Source organism: Stenotrophomonas sp. GL_101 (assembly GCF_057835675.1).
This window is the reverse complement of sequence record NZ_CM174432.1, coordinates 4,428,714-4,448,327: the sequence shown is the minus strand read 5'-3', so window position 1 is coordinate 4,448,327 and position 19,614 is coordinate 4,428,714. Positions and strand designations below refer to the sequence as shown.

The following is a 19,614-nucleotide window of genomic DNA, read 5'->3' as shown; positions in this document are numbered from 1 at the left end:
CCAGCCGGCACACGGTGTCGCGACCACGTCAGGCCCAGCACGGCAAGCCGTACCCGGATTCAGTCAAGCAGGGCGGCGATTACCCGCCGGGCCGACTGATCGGTAGTTTCAACTGCGGTGTCCAGCACCAGTTCGGGCGAGGCCGGCACTTCGTAGGGCGAATCGATGCCGGTGAAGTTGGGCAGTTCACCGCGCCGTGCCTTGGCATACAGGCCTTTGACATCACGGCGCTCGGCCTCTTCCAGCGCGGTATCGACAAAGACCTCCACGAATTCCCCCTCGCCGAACAACGCACGCGCGGCAGCGCGCTCGGCGCGGAACGGGGAAATCAGGCTGACCAGAACGATCAGCCCGGCGTCGGTCATGAGCTTGGCCACCTCGGCCACCCGCCGCAGGTTCTCCACGCGGTCGGCATCGGTGAAGCCCAGGTCGCGGTTCAGGCCGTGGCGCACGTTGTCGCCGTCGAGCAGGTAGGTATGCACGCCGCGTGCCAGCAGGCTGCGCTCCACCTGGTTGGCAATCGTCGATTTGCCCGCGCCCGACAGGCCGGTGAACCACACGCAGCGGGGCCGCTGGCCTTTCAGTGTGGCGCGCGCCGTGCGATCCACATCCAGCGCCTGCCAGTGCACGTTGTCGGCGCGGCGCAGGCTGTGCCGGATCATGCCCGCCCCCACGGTGGCCCGGGTCAGCGGGTCAACCAGGATGAAGCCGCCGAGCGCGCGGTCTTCGTCGAACGGGGCGAAGGCGACCGGCGCATCCAGCGACAGGGCGATGCCGCCGATCTCGTTGAATGCCAGCCGCTTGGCGGCCAGCGGCTGCAGGCTCTCCGGATCGAGCTGGTGCTTGAGCTCGCTGATCCGTGCACCCACGGTGCGCGTGGCCAGCTTGAACTGATAGCGGCGGCCGGGGATCAGCGGCTGTTCGTCGAACCACAGCACATCGGCGACGAACTGGTCGCTGCTCTGCAGCGGCGCGTGGGCCAGGGTGAGCACATCACCGCGCCCGGCATCGACATCCTCGCGCAGGCGCACCGCCACCGCGTCGCCGCCGTAGGCCGCCTCGCGCGGCTGGCCGGCCACATGGATCGCCGCGACGGTGGCGGCGACGCCGGCCGGTTCCACGCGAACGCTATCGCCCGGTTCCAGCCCGGCTGCCGCCAGCGTGCCGGTCAGCCAGCGCGCGCCCTGGGCATCGCGCAGCACCGACTGCACCGGCAGCCGCGTGGCATCCCCCTCACGCGAGGGAATGCGCACCGTTTCCAGGTGCTCCAGCACGCTGGGGCCGTCGTACCAGTGGATGGCCGTGGAGCGGGTGGTGACGTTGTCGCCGACCGCGGCGGCTACCGGAATCGCGGTGACGTTGTCGATGCCCAAGCGTGCGGCGTGGCTGCGGTACTGCGCGGCGATCTGCTCGAAGGTGTCGCGCTGGTAGCCGATGCGGTCCATCTTGTTGACGGCGAGAAGCACATGCTTCACGCCGAACAGCGCAGCAATGGCGGTGTGGCGGAAGGTCTGCGGCAGCAGGCCCTTGCCGGCATCGACGAGCACGATGACGATATCGGCCATCGACGCACCGGTGGCCATGTTGCGGGTGTACTGCACATGGCCCGGGCAATCGGCGACCAGGAAGCGTCGTTGCGCGGTCTGCAGATGCCGCCAGGCAACATCGATGGTGATGCCCTGTTCGCGCTCGGCGTCCAGCCCGTCCAGCAGCAGCGCATAGTCGATGTCGTCACCGCGCGTGCCGTGGCTGGCGCTGGCGCGTGCCAGTGCCGCGCGTTCGTCATCCGGTACGCGGCCGGCCTCGTGCAGCAGGCGCCCGATCAGGGTGCTCTTGCCGTCATCGACGCTGCCGCAGGCCACCACGCGCAGGAAATCCAATGCCGCTGTTTGCCTCATGACACGTTTCTTCCCAGGTTGTAGGGCGCGCGGTGCATCAGAAGTACCCCTCGCGCTTTTTCTTTTCCATGGAGTCGCCGTCGGCATGGTCGATCAGCCGCCCGGCACGTTCGGACTCCCGCCCGGCCAGCATCTCGGCGATGATCGCCTCCAGGTCTTCGGCGTCCGATTCCACTGCGCCGGTCAGCGGGTAGCAGCCCAGCGTGCGGAAGCGCACCCGGCGTGACTGCACCACTTCGCCTTCGCGCAGCACGAAGCGTGCGTCATCGACCATCAGCAGCGCGCCATCGCGTTCGACCACCGGGCGCTCGGCGGCGAAGTACAGCGGAACCACCGGAATCTGCTCGCGCTGCACATAGCGCCACACATCCAGTTCGGTCCAGTTCGACAGCGGAAACACGCGAACACTTTCGCCCTTGCTGACGCGTGCGTTGTACAGATTCCAAAGCTCCGGGCGCTGCTGGCGCGGGTCCCAGCGGTGCTGGCCATCGCGGAACGAGAACACGCGTTCTTTCGCACGCGACTTCTCTTCGTCGCGGCGCGCCCCGCCGATGGCGGCATCGTAGCCACCGGCCGCCAGTGCTTGTTTGAGCGCCAGCGTCTTCATCACTTCGGTATGCACGCTGGCACCGTGCGACTGCGGGCCTACACCGTCGCGAACGCCGTCGGGGTTGATGTGCACGTGCAGGTCCACGCCGGTCTCAGTTGCGCGTCGGTCGCGGAAGGTGATCATTTCCTGGAACTTCCAGGTGGTGTCCACATGCAGCAGCGGAATCGACGGGCGCGCCGGTGCAAAGGCCTTCAACAACAGGTGCAGCAGCACCGAGCTGTCCTTGCCGATGGAGTACAGCAGCACCGGGTTGCGGCACTCGGCGGCGACCTCGCGCAGGATGTGGATGCTTTCGGCTTCAAGCCGGTCGAGATCACTGGCGGTGGAGGTGAGGCTCATGTGCGGTGGTAGGCCAAGGCGGTCGGTTGGGACTGGCCGCATTCTAGGCAGCGCCCCCACCCGCTCCGTAAATCACCGCGCGGCATAAGGCGATAACCGTCGGTTGCTTCTCCGCGTAACGCTGCTGACCTAGCCTTGGGGTCGACTCCGAACCTGCGGCCCGACGGTCGCCCTGCCCATGTCGCCTCCCAACGCCCTGCAGCCCACCCCCTTCTCCGAGGAGACGGCAGCGGCGCTTGGCCGTATCGTCGAAGGCCTCGATGCAACGGGGCTGTGGTGGCTCTCGGGCTACGCCGCAGGCTTGGCGACGCGGGGGGCGCCGCCCGCCCACACCGCTCCGGGGCTGCGTGCAGCCGCCGTGGAGGCCGGGCAGCTGACCATCGTCTACGCCAGCCAGACTGGCAACGCCCGGCGGGTGGCCGAACAGCTGGCCGAGGACGCCAGGGCGGGCGGTATCGACGTGCGGCTGCTGCGGGCCGATGCGTATTCATCGCGGGAACTGAAGACCGAGCGACACCTGGTGCTGGTGGTCAGCACCCAGGGTGAAGGCGAGCCCTCCGACGACGCGCGTGAGCTGCATGCCTTCGTGCTCGGCAAGCGTGCACCGCGGCTGGAGCAGTTGCAGTTCGCCGTGCTCGGCCTCGGCGATACCAGCTACCCGCAGTTCTGCGCCGTCGCTCGGCAGCTGGATGCGCGGCTGGCCGAGCTTGGTGGGCAGCGCCTGCTGGAGCTGGGTGAGGCGGACCTGGATATCGAGACGGTTGCGGTGCCGTGGCGCGGTCGTGCGATCACCGCCGCCAAGGACGTGCTCAAGCCGATTGCCACGGTGACGCCGCTGCGTCCGCATGCCGCTGCGGCAACCTCCGCCTTTTCCCGCGAAGTACCTTTCGCCGCCGACCTGCTGGTCAACCAGCGCATCACCACGCGCGGCAGCGACAAGGACGTGCGCCATATCGAGCTGTCATTGGAAGGCGCCGGCTTGAGCTATCAGCCCGGTGACGCGCTGGGCCTGTGGCCGCGCAACGCCGACGCGCTGGTGGATGCGGTGCTGGCCGCCAGCCGGCTGGACGGGGACGCGCCGGTCAGCCACGGCGGGGCGGAACTGCCGCTGCGCGAGTGGCTTTCAAGCAAGCGCGAGCTGACACGGTTGGCACGGCCGTTGGTGGCGGCGCATGCCGAACGCGCGAATGACGAGGTGCTGCGTAACGCGTTGTCACCGGACAACGCCGCAGGGTTGGCCGCGTGGCTGTCCGAACGCCAGGTCATCGACCTGCTGCACGATGCGCCCGGGCAGTGGGATGCCGCTGCACTGGTGGCGGCACTGCGCCCGCTGACGCCGCGCCTGTACTCGATCGCCTCCAGCCAGAAGGTGGTGGGCAACGAGGCACACCTCACCGTCGCCCACGTTGCCTATACGCGGGCAGGGCAGCCGCGCTGGGGCGTCGCCTCGCACCTGTTGGCCGATACCGGTGAAGAGCAGCAGCTGCCGATCTACATCGAGCCGAACGAGCGCTTCCGGCTGCCGGCCGATCCGTCCCGCGACGTCATCATGATCGGGCCCGGTACGGGCGTGGCACCGTTCCGCGCCTTCCTGCAGGAACGCACCGCCATCGGCGCCAGCGGCCGCAACTGGCTGCTGTTCGGCAACCCGCGCTTCCGCAGCGATTTCCTCTACCAGCTGGAGTGGCAACGGGCGCTCAAGGCCGGCACCCTGGACCGCATTGACCTGGCGTTCTCGCGCGACGGCGCCAACAAGGTGTATGTACAGCACCGCCTGCGCGAGCAGGGCAGGGCGCTGGTGGACTGGCTGGAAGGTGGCGCGCACCTGTATGTGTGCGGCGCGCTGGCCATGGGCCGCGATGTCCATCAGGCGCTGCTGGACATCTTCGCCGAGCACCTGGGCAGCCACGAGGCGGCGGCCGAACGTGTTTCCGCCCTGCAGTCGCAGGGCCGCTACGCCCGGGAGGTGTACTGATGTCCGCGCATTCGGTTGAAGAGATCAAATCGCGCAGCCACCGCCTGCGCGGCTCGTTGCTGGAAAGCCTGGCCGACCCGGTCACCGGCAGCCTGCGCGAAGACGACCAGACCCTGATCAAGTATCACGGCAGCTACCAGCAGGATGATCGCGATATCCGCGAAGAGCGCCGGCAGGCCAAGGTCGAGCCGGCCTACAGCTTCATGATCCGCACCCGCACCCCCGGCGGCGTGGTGACCCCGGCACAGTGGCTGAAGCTCGATGCCATCGCCACCACCTACGCCGAGCGTGGCCTGCGCATCACTACCCGGCAGGCGTTCCAGTTCCACGGCGTCATCAAGACCGAGCTGAAGGCCACGATGCAGGCGATCAACGCCACGTTGATCGATACGCTGGCGGCCTGCGGCGATGTGAACCGCAATGTCGCGGTCTCGGCCAACCCGCAGCTGTCGGCGGTGCATGCGCGGATCCATGCCGATGCGGCGGCGCTGTCCGAACACCTGCTGCCCAACACGCGTGCGTACCACGAGATCTGGCTGGATGAAGTGCTGGTGGTGGGGAGCGGGGTGGAGGAGGAGCCGATCTACGGCACGCGCTACCTGCCGCGCAAGTTCAAGGTCGGCTTCGCGGTGGCCCCGTACAACGATGTGGATGTGTTCGCGCAGGACCTGGGCTTCATCGCGATCCTGGATGACGATGTCGGCACGCTGCTGGGCTACAACGTCAGCGTGGGCGGCGGCATGGGGGCCACCCATGGCGATGCCGAGACCTACCCGCGGCTGGGCAATGTCATCGGCTTTGTCACGCCCGCGCAGGTCATTGCGGTGGGTGAGGCGGTGGTCACCGCGCAGCGCGACCATGGCAACCGCGAGGTGCGCAAGCGCGCGCGGCTCAAGTACACCATCGACGACCACGGGCTGGACTGGTTCAAGGCCGAGGTCGAGCGCCGCACTGGCTTTGCATTCCAGCCGCCGCGCGGGTTCGCCTTCGTCCACAACGGGGATCGATTCGGCTGGATGGAAGGTGACAACGGCGAGGCGCACCTGACCCTGCGCATTCCGGCCGGTCGCATCGTCGATGGTGCACTCGATGGCCTGGGTGCAGCGGTCACGCACCTCACCGGCTTGCGCGACATCGCGCGTCTGCTGGATGCCAGCGCCGGCCATGGCGCACGCTTCCGCATGACCGCGAACCAGAACCTGGTGATCGCCGGCATTCCCGCTGCCCTGCGCGAAGAGGTGGATGCGCTGGTCACCGCGCATGGGCTGGATGGCTGGCGTACCGCCAGCGCGCTGCGGCGCAATGCACTGGCCTGCGTGTCGCTGCCCACCTGCGGCCTGGCGATGGCCGAAGCCGAGCGCTACCTGCCCGATTTTGTCGGCAAGGTGGAAGCGCTGCTCGATCAGCACGGCATCGGCGATGCCTCGATCCACCTGCGCATCAGCGGCTGCCCCAACGGGTGCTCGCGCCCGTACCTGGGCGAGATCGCGCTCGTGGGCAAGGCACCGGGGCGTTACAACCTGATGCTGGGCGCGGACCATCGCGGGCAACGCCTGAACACGCTCTACCGCGAGAACATCACCGAGGCACAGATTCTCAGTGCGCTGGATCCGCTGTTCGCCACGTACGCGCAGGCACGGGAAGCCGACGAAGGCTTCGGTGATTTCCTGCTGCGCCAGCAGCTGATCGCGATCGATCCACGCGATGACCGCAATAACGTCTTACCGCTCCGGCTGCTGGCCTGAGCGGGCTTGGCCCACACGCTGTCTTTTTCCCACCCTCAGGAAATCCGCACAGGTTCCCACATGACACCGCCCGATCCGAGCACCGCCGCCCAATCCTCCGTCGCCCTTGCCGACCTCAACCAGTGGCTTGGCACCCGCACCGCCGAGCAGCGCATTGAATGGGCCCTGGCCAACACGCCCGGTACGCATGCGCTGTCCTCCAGTTTCGGCGCGCAGGCGGCGGTGTCGCTGCACCTGGTCACCCAGCAGCAGCCGAACGTGCCGGTGATCGTCGTCGATACCGGCTATCTGTTCGCCGAGACCTACTGCTTCATCGATGCGATGACCGAGCGTCTGGGCCTGAACCTGAAGGTGTACCGGCCGCAGATCGGCATCGCCTGGATGGAGGCGCGGCTGGGGCGGGTATGGGAGGACGGGGTGGACGGCATCACCCGCTACAACCGCCTGCGCAAGGTCGAACCGATGCAGCGTGCGCTGCGCGAGCTGGAGGTGGGCACCTGGTTTGCCGGGCTGCGCCGCAGCCAGGCCAAGACACGGGCCGGTATCGAGTTCCTGGAACGCCGCGACGGCCGCTGGAAGCTGCACCCGCTGGCCGACTGGAGCGATGCGGACGTGCGGGCCTACCTGGAGCAGCACGCGCTGCCCTTCCACCCCTTGTGGCACGAAGGGTACGTCTCCATCGGCGACCGGCATACCTCGCGCAAGCTGGAGCCTGGCATGCGCGAGGAAGACACGCGCTTCTTCGGCCTGAAACGTGAATGCGGCCTGCATTTCGACGATGGCCCCGAGTTGGCGGTCTAGTCCGCCGCTGCGCCTGCCCCGTTCCGGATCCGGCACTTATGCCCGGATCGCATGATGGCAGGCGCGTGCGCTATTTCCGCGCCTGCGGCCCGACCGCTAGCGTCAACCTCTCCCTCGCCACGAAGCCGACGCATGTCCCTGGATGATGCCCGCCTCTATCCGCTGTTCGCCGACCTGCGCGGCCGCGTCGTGCTGGTGGTCGGCGGCGGTGCGGTGGCCCGGCGCAAGGTCGAGTCGCTGCTCGACACCGGTGCGCAGGTGCACGTCGGTGCACCCTGGCTGGAGCCGGCCCTGGCCGCGTGGGCCGCATCGGGAAAGATTCGCCATCTCGATGGCAGCTTCGAGGCCAGCTGGCTGGACACGGCCTGGCTGGTGATCGCCGCCACCGACGACGCAACGGTCAACGCACAGGTCGCAGAGGCCGCCACCGCCCGCCGGATCTGGGCCAACGTGGTGGATGACACCGCGCTGTCGCGCTTCCACGTGCCGGCACGGGTCGAGCGCGGCCCGCTGCAGATTGCCATCTCCAGCGGCGGCGGTGCGCCGATGCTGGCGCGGCTGGTGCGCGAACGGCTGGAAATCCAGTTCGATGCCTCCTTCGGTGCCCTGGCCGAACTGCTGGCGCAGCATCGCGACCGGATCCGTGCCCGTTGGCCGGACATCGGTGCGCGCCGCCGCGCGTTCGAGCGCCTGTTGGCCGGCCCTTTGCAGTCGCTGCTGCGCCGCCGCCGGCATATCGATGCCGCGCGCGCCTTCGATGCCGTGCTGGCCGCGCAGGACGACACCGCCAGCGCGGACGCGCCGACCCTCGGCTCGGTTGCCTTGGTGGGTGCCGGTCCGGGCGATGCGGGCCTGCTCACGCTGCGTGCCCTGCGCGTGCTCAACGAGGCCGATGTGATCCTGCACGACCGCCTGGTCAGCGATGACGTGCTGCACCTGGCGCGCCGCGATGCCGAGCGCATCGAGGTGGGCAAGCAGGCCGGCCATCACGCCACCACCCAGGACGAGATCAACGCGCTGCTGGTCGAACATGCGCAGGCCGGCCGGCGCGTGGTGCGGCTCAAGGGCGGCGACCCGTTCGTGTTCGGGCGTGGCGGTGAGGAACTTGAAGTGCTGCGCGCGCACGGCATCGCCTACGAAGTGGTGCCCGGCATCACCGCGGCGGTCGCCTGCGCCGCCTATGCCGGTATTCCGCTGACCCACCGCGGGCATGCGCAGTCGGTGCGCCTGCTCACCGCACACTGCGCCCGCACCGAGGACAGCCTGGACTGGGCCGCACTCGCGCAGCCGCGGCAGACGCTGGCCATCTACATGGGCGTTGCCCGGCTGGCCGCGTTCCGCGATCAGCTCATCGCGCACGGTCGTGCGGCCGATACCCCGTTCGCGCTGATCGAAAACGGCACCCGCCACGACCAACGCGTGGTGACCGGATCGTTGGCCGAGCTGGCCGAACGCGCCACCGCGCACCACGTGCGTTCGCCGGCGCTGCTGGTCATCGGCGAAGTGGCCGCACTGGCCGCGTCGCTGCACTGGTTCGGTGCACCGCCGCTGGACGCTGTTCCCGCTACCGCACTCGCACACGCCGCCTGATTCCCCACCTTGCCCGGACCGCCCACGATGAAGCTTCTCCTCAAGACCGCGCTGCTGGCGCTCGCCCTGGTGTCTTCGGCGGCAAGTGCCAAGGAGGTCGAGCTGCTCAATGTTTCCTTCGACCCCACCCGTGAGTTCTACACCGAGTTCAATGCCGCCTTCGTTGCGCAATGGCGCGGCGAGGCAGGCGATACCCTCAAAATCCGCCAATCGCACGGCGGATCCGGAAAACAGGCACGCTCGGTGATCGACGGCCTGGAAGCCGACGTGGTGACCCTGGCACTGTCGGGCGATATCGACGCCATCGCCCGCAACGGCCAACTGCTGCCGGCCAACTGGCAGACGCGTCTGCCGCACAACAGCGTGCCGTTCACCTCGACCATCGTGTTCCTGGTGCGCAAGGGCAACCCCAAGCGCATCGCCGACTGGGGCGACCTGGCAAAGCCGGGCATCGGCGTGATCACCCCGAATCCGAAGACCTCCGGCGGCGCACGCTGGAACTACCTGGCGGCCTGGGCCTGGGCCTCGCGCACCTATCGCGATGGCGACAAGGTGCTGGACTACCTCGGCAAGGTGTTCCGCAATGTGCCGGTGCTCGATACCGGCGCACGCGGCTCCACCACCACCTTTGTCGAGCGTGGCATTGGTGATGTGCTGCTGGCCTGGGAGAGCGAGGCATTGCTGACCCTGGCCGACCCGGCGATCAGCCGCAACTTCGAGATCGTCTATCCGAGCCTGAGCATCAAGGCCGAACCGCCGGTTGCGGTGGTCGACCGCAACGCCACCCGCCACGGCAACCAGGCGCTGGCCGAGGCCTATCTGCGCTACCTGTACTCGCCCACCGGGCAGCGGTTGGCCGCAGCGCATTACTACCGTCCGGTCGTGCCGGGCAGTGTGCCTGCCGCGTCGCTGGCACGGTTCCACCCGATTGCGCAGGTGACCATCGACGAGGCCTTCGGCGGCTGGGCCAAGGCGCATGCCACGCACTTTGCCGACGGCGGCTTCTTCGACCGGATCTACCAGCCGAAATGAGGCCTTTCTTCGCCCCGACGCTACGCCTGCGGTCCCGGGCATGAGCGCCATCGCCTTGCCCGGCCGGCGCTGGCGGCAGCCGCTTCCAGGGTTCGGGCTGGGCCTGGGGCTGGGCATGACCTGGCTGAGCCTGGTCGTGCTGCTGCCCCTGACCGCACTGGCCGTGCATGCCGCCGGCCTGGGCAGCAGCGGTTGGCTGCGCGCGCTGCAGGACCCGCGCATGCACGCCGCGCTGAAGGTCAGCTTCATCACCGCGCTGGTCGCGGCCGTGTTGGCCCTGCTGGCTGGCGCGCTGCTGGCCTGGGTACTGGTGCGCTACCGGTTTCCGGGCCGGCGCCTGCTCGATGCGCTCGTTGACCTGCCGTTCGCGCTGCCAACCGCAGTAGCGGGCATCGCGCTGACCGCGATCTATGCGCCCAACGGCTGGGTCGGCCGCTGGCTGGCCCCGCTGGGGCTCCAGCTGGCCTATACCACCACCGGCATCGTCATCGCGCTGGTCTTCATCGGCCTGCCGTTCGCGGTGCGCACGGTGCAGCCGATCCTGCAGACGCTGGGGCGCGAGCAGGAAGAAGCGGCCGCCTCGCTGGGTGCCTCGCGGCTGACCACGCTGCGCCGGGTGCTGTTGCCCGAACTGATGCCGGCACTGCTCACCGGGTTCTCGCTGGCGTTCGCGCGCGGGTTGGGGGAGTACGGGTCGGTGATCTTCATCGCCGGCAACCGGCCGTTCCAGACCGAAATCGCCCCGCTGCTGATCGTGATCCGGCTGGAGGAGTACGACTACAACGGCGCCATCGCCATTGCCGCAGTGCTGCTGGTGGCCTCGTTCCTGTGCCTGCTGGTCATCAATGCGATTCCACTGCTGTTCGCACATGCAAGGCGGCGGCCGCATGCACACTGAGCCACAGGTAGCCCACCAGCATCCGCTGGACGAACCGGCCTGGGTACGCTGGAGCCTGATCGGGCTGGCCGCGCTGGTCATGGCGCTGTTGGTGATCCTGCCCTTGGTGATGGTGCTGGCCGCCGGGTTCGCCAAGGGCGCGGGCAGCTGGTTTGCCGCGCTGACCGACCCGGACGCGGTCTCGGCACTGCAGTTGACCCTGTTCACCGCCGCCATCGTGATCCCGGTCAATGCCGTGTTCGGGCTGGCCACCGCCTGGGCGATCACCCGGTTTCATTTCCCGGGCAAACGGGCGCTGATGGCGTTGATCGACCTGCCATTTGCGGTATCGCCGGTCGTGGCCGGTCTGTGCCTGGTACTGCTGTTCGGCGCCAACGGCTGGTTTGCGACAGCGCTGGCGCATTGGGATATCCGCATCCTGTTCGCGCGGCCCGGCATCGTGCTGGCCACGCTGTTCATCACCTTCCCGTTCGTGGTGCGCGAGCTGGTGCCGCTGATGGAGCAGCAGGGCACCGAGGAAGAAGTGGCGGCGCGTTCGCTGGGGGCCGGCGCATGGACGATGTTCTTCCGGGTGACACTGCCGAACATCAAGTGGGGGCTGTTGTACGGCGTGCTGCTGTGCGGCGCGCGCGCGATGGGTGAGTTCGGTGCGGTCTCGGTGGTGTCCGGCCACATCCGTGGCCTGACCAATACGCTGCCGCTGCATATCGAGATCCTCTACAACGAGTTCCAGGCCACGGCGGCGTTCGCGGTGGCCTCATTGCTGGCGGCGCTGGCGCTGATCACGTTGGTGGCCAAGTACTGGCTGGAAGCGCGCCACGGCGATGCATTGGCCGCCGCGCACCGGCGCCAGTGATGACGCCGACGTGCCTGATCCATCACCCTCTTTCCAGGATTCCGCTATGAGCCCGCACAAGGTCGCCGCGTCGTTCGCGCGCATCGGCAGTTGCCCCGAGATCGAGCACGACGCCGCCGCACCCGGCCATCGCAGCATCGCGCCGCGCGAGCTGCAGACGCAGGCAATTGCCGGCCGGCGCTCGCACGCACAGGGCACCGACCTGCGTATCGAAGGGGTGTCCAAGCGCTATGCAGGGCAACCCGCGCTCGATGGCATCGACCTGCAGATCGAGGCGGGCGAGCTGGTTGCCTTGCTGGGGCCGTCTGGTTCCGGCAAAACCACGCTGCTGCGGGTCATCGCCGGGCTGCTGCCGGCCGACAATGGCCGCGTCCTGTTCGGCGATACCGATGCGACGCGGCTGAGCCTGCGCGAGCGCAACGTGGGTTTCGTGTTCCAGCACTACGCGCTGTTCCGCCACATGACCGTGGCCGAGAACATCGCCTTCGGCCTGCGCAGCCGCCCCCGCCACCGGCGCCCGGACAACGCGAGCATCCTGCGCCGCGTCGACGAGCTGCTGGCGCTGATCCAGCTGCCCGGCCTGGGCGGGCGCTACCCCGAGCAGCTGTCCGGTGGGCAGAAACAACGCGTGGCATTGGCGCGTGCCCTGGCCATCGAACCCACCGTGTTGCTGCTGGACGAGCCCTTCGGCGCGCTCGACGCGAAAGTGCGCGTCGAGCTGCGTCGCTGGCTGCGGCGGCTGCACGAACAGACCGGGCAGACCACGTTGTTCGTCACCCATGACCAGGACGAGGCGCTGGAACTGGCCGACCGCATCGTGGTGATGCGCGAAGGCGGCATCGACCAGGTCGGCTCGCCGGAGGAGATCTACAACGCCCCGGCATCACGCGCGGTGTTCGGCTTCATCGGCCGTGCCAACACGCTCGCCGGTACGCGCGACGGCAGCCGCTTTCTCATCGACGGGCAAACCGCGCCGCTGGCCTGCCACAGCATCGGGCACGGCCGCGCAACCTTGCATGTGCGGCCGCACGACATCGCGCTGACCACGGCCGACGACGGGTTGCAGGCGCGCGTGCTGGCGACCCGCACCCTGGCCGACCGCGCCACCATCGCACTGGCACTGCCGGGGCAGGCCGGCACCGTGGACGTTGAGCTGGCCGCCACACCGGCCCTGCCGCTGCCCGTGCTGGGCGACGTGGTTGGGCTGCGGCTGCTGCGCTACCGGATCTATGCCGACGCGACCTGAGCATGCCCTTCTGGGCTGCGCGGGAACCATCGGCGGCTGGCATCAGCCACGGTCAGCAATCAGGCGGCCCTGCGTCGTTACGCCAGCCCCGGCAACGGCGCTTCGACGGCTACCAGCCCCTGCGCCCGCAGCGCCTGCCAGAACGCTGGTGGAATCACCGCCGCGGCCAACGCCAGGTTCTCGGCGATGCGACCAGGCTGGCTGGCACCGGGGATCACGGCGGCCACCGCCGGATGCGCCAGCGCAAACTGCAGTGCGGCGGCGCGGATATCCACGCCGAACGTGGCACACAGCGTGCGCAATGCAGCGACGCGGGCCAGGATCTCCGGCGTGGCCTGCTGGTATTCGTAGTGCGTGCCACCGGCCAGGATGCCGGAGTTGTACGGCCCGCCCACCACGATGCCGAGGCCACGCGCGATGCTGGCCGGCATCAAGGCCCGCAGCGCATCGGCGTGGTCCAGCAACGTGTAGCGGCCTGCGATCAGGAAGCCATCCGGGTCGGACTGGTTCAAGGCCATCTCGCACGGCTCCACCCGGTTCACGCCCAGGCCCCAGCCCTTGATCACCCCTTCCTCGCGCAGGCGGGTGAGCGCCTTGGCGGCACCGTTCATCGCGGTGTCGAACACCTCGCGCCAGGCCTCGCCGTGGAAGTCCTTGGCCGGGTCATGAATCCACACGATGTCCAGGCGGTCGGTCTTCAGTCGCTTGAGGCTGGCCTCAATGGCGCGCAGGGTGCCCTCGGCGCTGTAGTCGTAGACGATCCTGTTGGGCAGGCCATGCTCGAACAGCCCTCCCTTCTCGCCGAGGTCGCGGGTGGCGGTGTCTTCCACCTCGTCCAGGATCAGTCGACCCACCTTGGTGCTGAGCACGTAGGCGTCGCGTGGATGGTGCTGCAGCGCCTCGCCCAGGCGCAGTTCGGCCAGCCCGGCGCCGTACATGGGGGCGGCGTCGAAGTAACGGATGCCCTGCTGCCAGGCCGCTTCGACGGTGGCCAGCGCCTCCTGCTGGGGGATGTTGCGGTACATGTTGCCCAGGGGGGCGGTGCCGAAGCCCATGCGGGTGGGGACGGAAATGCGCATTGTGTTCTCCTTGCTGTCTTGCGCGCTCAGCGGATCGCGACCGGATTGATGTTGACCTGGGTGGATCCGGTGTACAGCGGCTGGCCGAGCACGAACAGGAATTCCCAGGCCTGGTCGCGCACCAGTGCACGGCTGTCGATCAGTTCCAGGTTGTAGATGCCGCGCTTGGCCAGCATGTACTGGTTGACCGGGAATTCGTCGGCGCCGTGCGGGTTGGGATACACCTCCGAGGCCCAGGTGTCGCCACCGAAAGCGACGATGCCCTGGTCGGCCAACCACCTGGCCGCGTCCATGCCGATGCCCGGTTCGATCTCCAGGAACTGCGCGTTGTCCTTGCCGATCAGTTCCAGCCAGCCGGTGTTGAACAGCACCACATCGCCCTTGCGCAGGGTGAGCTGCTGGCGCTTCAGCACGGCCTGGATGTCGGCCACGCTGAACTCGGTGCCGCCGGGCACGATGGCCTTGCCGTAGTGCGCGGTCATGTCGAGCACGACGCCACGGGTGACGATCGGTGGCACTTTCTCCACGCCCAGTTTGTTGACGCCGTCGACAGTGACGAAGTCGGCGGCACGGTTGCCGTTGTAGTACACGTTGTCGATGCCGATGTGGCCGATGCCGTTGAGCTGGGTGCCCACGCCGGTCCAGCCGTTGACCAGCTCATCGTTGAAGGTGAACTTGTTGGGGCCCAGCGATTTGCCCGCCTGCTGGCCGACCTGCACGTTGTACAGGTGGAAACTGCGGTGGCGGAAGGCCGGCAGGTGCTTGTCCACGGGCACTGCCAGCGGGTAGGTTTTGCCGGTCTTGACCAGGCTGACCGCCTGCCTGACCCCCTCGGCGGTGAGCAGGTTGGCCGCGCCGATCTCATCATCGGCACCGTAGGCGGAGGGGTACCAGTCGGCTGCGCCAGCGGCAGCGGCGAACAGGGCCAGAGGCAGGCTGGCGGCGAGGGCGAGGGAAGTCAGACGTTTCATCATGCCTCTGTGCAGGAAGGTGGGGAGGGGGCGGGCACGTCGGTGCGGGCCGGTGCCGGGTGGAAGTGCGGCAGCACGTAGTCGGCGATCTCGTGGAAGGTGTCGTCCAGCGGGCGCGGGTTGCGGCGCACGTGCAGGCCGATGTGGTTCACGCCGGCCGCGCGCATTGCCTGCAGCTCATGGATGAGCGCATTGCGGCCGCCACTGAAGCCGAAGCGCCAGCGTTTCATCGGTGCATCCGGATGCGCATCCAACGCCAGGTGGATGAAACTGGCATAGGGTTTGTCGCCGGCCACCGCGCGCCACGCGGCCACACGGTGTGCGTGTTCCTCCGGGGTGCCCGGGAAGGCGAGGCTGGCATCCATGTGCTGGCCGATCCAGGCCGGGGTCTGCTGCGCCAGCCCGGCCACCAGCAGGGGCAGTGGGGTGGACGGCCGGGGCAGCAGGTCGAGTGCTTCGGGAAGGCGGGTACGGGCGTGGTCACGCAGCAGGGCCACCTGCTCGCGGAAGCGGGCACCGCGGTTGGCGAAATCGCGGCCGAACAACGGGTACTCCACCGGCCGGTCGCCACTGGCCACGCCCAGCAGCAGGCGGTTGCCGCTGAGCTGCTGCACGCTGGCAGCAGCCTTGAGCGTGAGCAGCGGCTCGCGCAGCGGCAGCACCACCGCTGCCGTACCAAGCAGGATGTCGTGGGTGATGCCGGCCAGGTAGCCCAGGTAGGTGAACACCTCCAACACCTGCGCGGCATCGCTGAAGGACGGGTCGTACACGGGTACGTCGCGTACCCATAACGCACGGAAACCGAGCCGGTCGACCAGCTGCGCCAGTGCCGCATGGCGCTGCATGTCCGGCTCGCCGGGCAGGCGACCACTGTTGCGCCGCGCCAGTTCACCGCCGGGTGTCCAGTCGTTGTCGAGGGGGGCCTCCACGCCGATGCTGAAGCCACCGGCGGTGAGGCGGGCGAGCGCAGGGGTCATGGCCGCGCGCCGCTCAATCCCACACCGGGGCCAGGCCGGGCGGATTCACTTCGCGGCCGTTGCGTTCCAGCGTGGCGATCAGCGCCATGTCATCCGCGTCCAGCTGCAGGTCGCGGGCGAGCAGGTTGCTGGCCAGGTTCTCCGGCTTGGTCGAGGAAGGAATCACCGCGTAGCCCAGCTGCAGCGCCCAGGCCAACGCCACCTGCGCCACCGTGGCCTGGTGCTTGCCGGCAATGCGCACCAGCACCGGGTCCTGCAGCACCTTGCCGTAGGCCAGGGTCATGTACGAGGTGACCGCGATGCCTTCGGCAGTGAGGAAGTCAGTGAGCGCGTGGCCCTGCAGGTATGGGCTGAGCTCGATCTGGTTGGTGGCGATTTCACCTTGGCCCACCACCGCGATGGCTTGCCGGGTCAGGGCGATGTTGAAGTTGGAGACGCCGATTTCCCGGGTAAGGCCGAGCTGCTTGGCCTCTGCCAGGGCAGTCATGTACTCGGCCAGTTCAACGGCGCCGTCCGGGGCCGGCCAATGGATCAGGGTGAGGTCGACGTAGTCGGTGCGCAGCTTGGCCAGGCTCTCGCGCAGGCTGGGCAACAGCGTGTCTGCGGCGTGGTTGTCCACCCAGATCTTGGTGGTGATGAACAGCGACTCGCGCGGCACGCCGCTGTCGGCGATGGCCTGGCCGACCTCGGCCTCGTTGCCGTAGATCTGCGCGGTATCGATGGCGCGGTAACCCAATGCCAGTGCGTTGCGGACCGAATCGATGACGGTCTGGCCGGTCAGCCGGAAGGTGCCGACGCCAAAAGAAGGAATGCTCAAGGAATGACTCCAGTCGGGGGGGACGTAGCGGACGCCGGTCTAGCGGCTGGCCGGTAGTCTGTTGCCTGGAGGGTTGCGGAGTAAGTTGCCTGCGGGGAAAGTTCTTTTGCGTGGGGATCAACAATGCCGGTGCGGGCCGGGCGGCATCGCCTCAGGCACTTCCACCCCGGTCCAATTGCCGATAGCCGATCGCCTCGGCCAGATGCGCGGTCGCGATGTCCGCTGCCCCGTGCAGATCGGCAATGGTGCGCGCCACGCGCAGGATCCGGTGCATCGACCGCGCCGACAGCTGCAGCCGCTCCACCGCGTCTTCCAGCAACTGCTGGTCATCCCCGGACAAGCGACAGTGCCGGCCCAGTTCGGCGGGCACCAACTGTGCGTTGGGCTTGCCGCTGCGCGTGAGCTGCATCGCCCTGGCGGTCACCACCCGCGCCCGCACCACGGCACTGTCTTCGCCCTGCGGCGCGTCATCGCGCAGCGCATGGGGTTCCAGTCGCGGCACCTCCACATGCAGGTCGATCCGGTCCAGTAACGGGCCGGAGACGCGTCCGCGATAACGCTGGATGCTGTCGGCCGCGCAACGACAGCGCCCGCTTCGGTCACCGGCCCAGCCGCAGGGGCAGGGGTTCATCGCGGCGACCAGCTGGAACCGTGCTGGAAACGCATCGCTACGCGAGGCGCGCGATACCACCACGTGGCCCGATTCCAGCGGCTCGCGCAGCACTTCCAGTGCGTGCCGGCTCCACTCGGGCAGTTCGTCCAGGAACAGCACCCCGTTGTGCGCGAGGGAGATCTCGCCCGGACGTGGAAGCGCGCCGCCGCCCACCAGCGACACCGCGCTGGCGGTGTGGTGCGGTGACCGGTAAGGCCGCTGCCGCCAGCGTGCCGTGTCGATACCACTGCCGCTGCAGGACGCCACCGTGGCGGTCTCCAGGGCTTCGGTGTCGCTGGCGTCGGGCAGGATGCCGGGCAGCCGCGATGCCAGCAGGGTCTTTCCACATCCCGGGGTACCGATCAACAGCAGATGGTGGCCTCCGGCGGCGGCGACTTCCAACGCGCGCCGTGCCTGTGGCTGGCCGCGGATGTCGCGCAGGTCGGGCATCGGCAGGTGCACCACGTCAGCGGGCATGGCCCGGGGCAGGGTGCGCTCGGCGAACCCGGCGCACACCTCCAGCAACGTCCGCGCCACGCGTACATCGGCATGCCGGGCCAGGCCGGCTTCGGCGCCGTTTTCCGGCGGCACGATGAGGGTGCGCTCAAGCCGGGCCGCGGCCAGCGCGGCGGGCAACACGCCGTTCACGCCGCGCAGTTCCCCGGTGAGCGCCAGCTCCCCCAGGAATTCATAGCGCGACAGTACCTGCGGGTCGATCTGCCCGCTGGCGGCCAGGATGCCCAGCGCGATGGCCAGGTCGAAGCGTCCGTCTACCTGCAACATCATTGGTATGGACATTCGAAAGAAGGCAACAAACAGGCGGCACAGTCACCACTGGAGTGTCCATGGCCAGCAATCGATCTCATGGACATGTCAATCCGCACCGGCACTATCGGAGGCCGTTTGATTTGGGTACGAAAGGCAAGCTAGTTCAGGAGTGGACCCGACTCAAGCGGTTTCGACGCCGAGCTGCCTCTGATCGCTTGCAAGCTGGCTGACGGTCCCGATCATCGACGGGATCCAATACCGCCGGCCCTTCAACGTTGCCGGCCTGGTGCTTTACGACGACAAGGGCAGCAAGCGGGGCGGCTTCGGCACCGCCGATGTGGCCGAGGGGATGGCGGTTCTGGCACTGGACCACCCGGCCATGGACGCAATCGGCTGAGCGTGCCCGACGCCAAGCGGCTCAAGGACCTGGAGGCGAAGAGCACACGCCTGAAGAAACTACTGGCAGAGCAGGTTCTCGAGAACGACGTCATCAAGGACGCGTTGCGAAAAAAGTAATGACCGCACCGGGGCGCAGGCTGCTGGCGCGGAGCATGGTCGAGAAGGGGTTGAGCGAGCGGCGAGCGCTGACGGTCGCGCGAATGAGTGCGAGCGCGTTGCGCTATGAGCCTCGGCCCGACCAGCCCGGACCAGATCGTTACGCTGGCGCACCGGCACCGGCACCGGCATCAGCGCAAAGCAAGTGCATGATCCATCTGAAACTGCGGCAGAAAGGGCTGGGTGGCGCTGGCGCGCACTGAATGTCACCCCGCCCCTGCCAGGGCTTTACCCGGCAGGGGCGTGACCGACTACGGCCGCTTCAATCGGGACAGCTCGAGCAGCAGCGAGCGGTCGTATGCCAACTGCTCGCGGACCGCATCGACCACGTTCTGGTACCGGCGTCGCTGCAGCCAATAGCCCAGGAACAGAATGGGCAGAATCAGGAGCATCACTGCCGTTGCCGGCCTCACCGCGATCATGGCGCCCATCAGCAGTAGGAGGCCCCAGGTGAACCAGTTGGCCAAGCCCATGACACGGACTTCACGTTGGTCGGCATCGATCACGATCAGGCCATGCATCGCTGGGTAGTAGCGGCGCAGGGTAAGTCCGTAGCTCTCGCGGAACGCGATGTTGCCATCGGGAAGCTGGCGGAAGGCCAGCACCAGCGCGCCCTCTTCGGCCACGTCATGTTCGAGGCCAGCTGCCACCAGCCGCGCGCGCGCGGCCGCCGGTGCCGGAATGCGCACGCTGAACAGTGGGATGCCCGAACGGTAGTACAGCGGCAGCCAGGTCACCTGGAGGATCAGCTCGATGACGAGCAGGGCAAGCAGTACGTAATACGCAGTGAACATGTGTCATCCCT

General features: G+C 68.2%; 15 protein-coding genes and 2 pseudogenes. 9 read left to right on the top strand and 8 right to left on the bottom strand.

Features of this window, described 5'->3' with window-relative positions:
• Nucleotides 1-59 precede the first annotated feature (59 nt).
• Together cysC and cysD are read right to left on the bottom strand one after the other, a co-directional pair.
• Nucleotides 60-1,898, bottom strand: a complete 1,839-nt coding sequence (cysC, locus tag AC3IR9_RS19570) for an adenylyl-sulfate kinase (protein WP_489292841.1) — start codon at nt 1,896-1,898, stop codon at nt 60-62.
• Nucleotides 1,899-1,935: 37 nt separating this feature from the next.
• On the bottom strand, nt 1,936-2,847 hold the full coding sequence (cysD, locus tag AC3IR9_RS19565) for a sulfate adenylyltransferase subunit CysD (protein WP_489292840.1): 912 nt from the start codon (nt 2,845-2,847) through the stop codon (nt 1,936-1,938).
• Nucleotides 2,848-3,025: 178 nt separating this feature from the next.
• On the opposite strand from cysD, the gene AC3IR9_RS19560 reads away from it, so the two are divergent.
• The 8 genes from AC3IR9_RS19560 (at nt 3,026) to AC3IR9_RS19525 (ending at nt 12,990) form a co-directional block, all read left to right on the top strand.
• Nucleotides 3,026-4,822: an assimilatory sulfite reductase (NADPH) flavoprotein subunit gene (locus AC3IR9_RS19560; protein WP_489292839.1), complete on the top strand. Its 1,797-nt coding sequence runs from the start codon at nt 3,026-3,028 to the stop codon at nt 4,820-4,822.
• Nucleotides 4,822-6,567, top strand: coding sequence for an assimilatory sulfite reductase (NADPH) hemoprotein subunit (gene cysI / locus AC3IR9_RS19555; RefSeq protein WP_489292837.1), 1,746 nt, complete (start codon nt 4,822-4,824; stop codon nt 6,565-6,567). The genes AC3IR9_RS19560 and cysI overlap by 1 nt, the downstream gene beginning before the upstream one ends.
• 60 nt (nt 6,568-6,627) lie before the next feature.
• Complete coding sequence (locus AC3IR9_RS19550; protein ID WP_489292836.1) at nt 6,628-7,368, top strand: phosphoadenylyl-sulfate reductase; 741 nt, start codon at nt 6,628-6,630, stop codon at nt 7,366-7,368.
• Nucleotides 7,369-7,500: 132 nt separating this feature from the next.
• Entirely contained in the window at nt 7,501-8,958 is a 1,458-nt protein-coding gene (gene cysG / locus AC3IR9_RS19545) for a siroheme synthase CysG (protein WP_489292834.1), read from the top strand.
• 27 nt (nt 8,959-8,985) lie between these two features.
• Nucleotides 8,986-9,990: a sulfate ABC transporter substrate-binding protein gene (locus AC3IR9_RS19540; RefSeq protein WP_489292833.1), complete on the top strand. Its 1,005-nt coding sequence runs from the start codon at nt 8,986-8,988 to the stop codon at nt 9,988-9,990.
• A 40-nt stretch (nt 9,991-10,030) separates the two neighbouring features.
• On the top strand, nt 10,031-10,888 hold the full coding sequence (gene cysT, locus AC3IR9_RS19535) for a sulfate ABC transporter permease subunit CysT (RefSeq protein WP_489292832.1): 858 nt from the start codon (nt 10,031-10,033) through the stop codon (nt 10,886-10,888).
• Nucleotides 10,878-11,744, top strand: coding sequence for a sulfate ABC transporter permease subunit CysW (gene cysW / locus AC3IR9_RS19530; RefSeq protein WP_489292830.1), 867 nt, complete (start codon nt 10,878-10,880; stop codon nt 11,742-11,744). Before cysT ends, cysW begins: the two co-directional genes overlap by 11 nt.
• 46 nt (nt 11,745-11,790) lie before the next feature.
• Nucleotides 11,791-12,990, top strand: a complete 1,200-nt coding sequence (locus AC3IR9_RS19525) for a sulfate/molybdate ABC transporter ATP-binding protein (RefSeq protein WP_489292828.1) — start codon at nt 11,791-11,793, stop codon at nt 12,988-12,990.
• Nucleotides 12,991-13,067: 77 nt separating this feature from the next.
• Here the strand turns inward: AC3IR9_RS19525 and AC3IR9_RS19520 are convergent, their stop codons facing one another.
• The 5 genes and pseudogenes from AC3IR9_RS19520 to AC3IR9_RS19500 form a co-directional block, all read right to left on the bottom strand.
• The gene (locus tag AC3IR9_RS19520; protein WP_489292826.1) at nt 13,068-14,069 is read right to left on the bottom strand and encodes an aldo/keto reductase; all 1,002 of its coding nucleotides are present in this window, start codon (nt 14,067-14,069) and stop codon (nt 13,068-13,070) included.
• Between the two features lie 26 nt (nt 14,070-14,095).
• Nucleotides 14,096-15,040 (bottom strand): cyclase family protein, encoded by a 945-nt coding sequence (locus AC3IR9_RS19515; RefSeq protein ID WP_489292825.1) that lies wholly within the window; start codon nt 15,038-15,040, stop codon nt 14,096-14,098.
• Nucleotides 15,040-16,017, bottom strand: coding sequence for a TIGR03571 family LLM class oxidoreductase (locus AC3IR9_RS19510; RefSeq protein WP_489292824.1), 978 nt, complete (start codon nt 16,015-16,017; stop codon nt 15,040-15,042). The genes AC3IR9_RS19515 and AC3IR9_RS19510 overlap by 1 nt, the downstream gene beginning before the upstream one ends.
• 13 nt (nt 16,018-16,030) lie before the next feature.
• Entirely contained in the window at nt 16,031-16,834 is an 804-nt protein-coding gene (dkgB, locus tag AC3IR9_RS19505) for a 2,5-didehydrogluconate reductase DkgB (protein WP_489292822.1), read from the bottom strand.
• Between the two features lie 151 nt (nt 16,835-16,985).
• A pseudogene (locus AC3IR9_RS19500) lies at nt 16,986-18,254 on the bottom strand (YifB family Mg chelatase-like AAA ATPase); the annotation flags it as partial.
• Between the two features lie 393 nt (nt 18,255-18,647).
• On the opposite strand from AC3IR9_RS19500, the pseudogene AC3IR9_RS19495 reads away from it, so the two are divergent.
• Nucleotides 18,648-18,893: pseudogene (locus tag AC3IR9_RS19495) on the top strand (IS3 family transposase); the annotation flags it as partial.
• Between the two features lie 167 nt (nt 18,894-19,060).
• Here AC3IR9_RS19495 and AC3IR9_RS19490 read toward each other — a convergent pair.
• Nucleotides 19,061-19,603 carry a hypothetical protein gene (locus tag AC3IR9_RS19490; protein WP_489292821.1) on the bottom strand — a complete coding sequence of 181 codons (543 nt, stop codon included), beginning with the start codon at nt 19,601-19,603 and terminating at the stop codon, nt 19,061-19,063.
• Between the last annotated feature and the right edge of the window lie 11 nt (nt 19,604-19,614).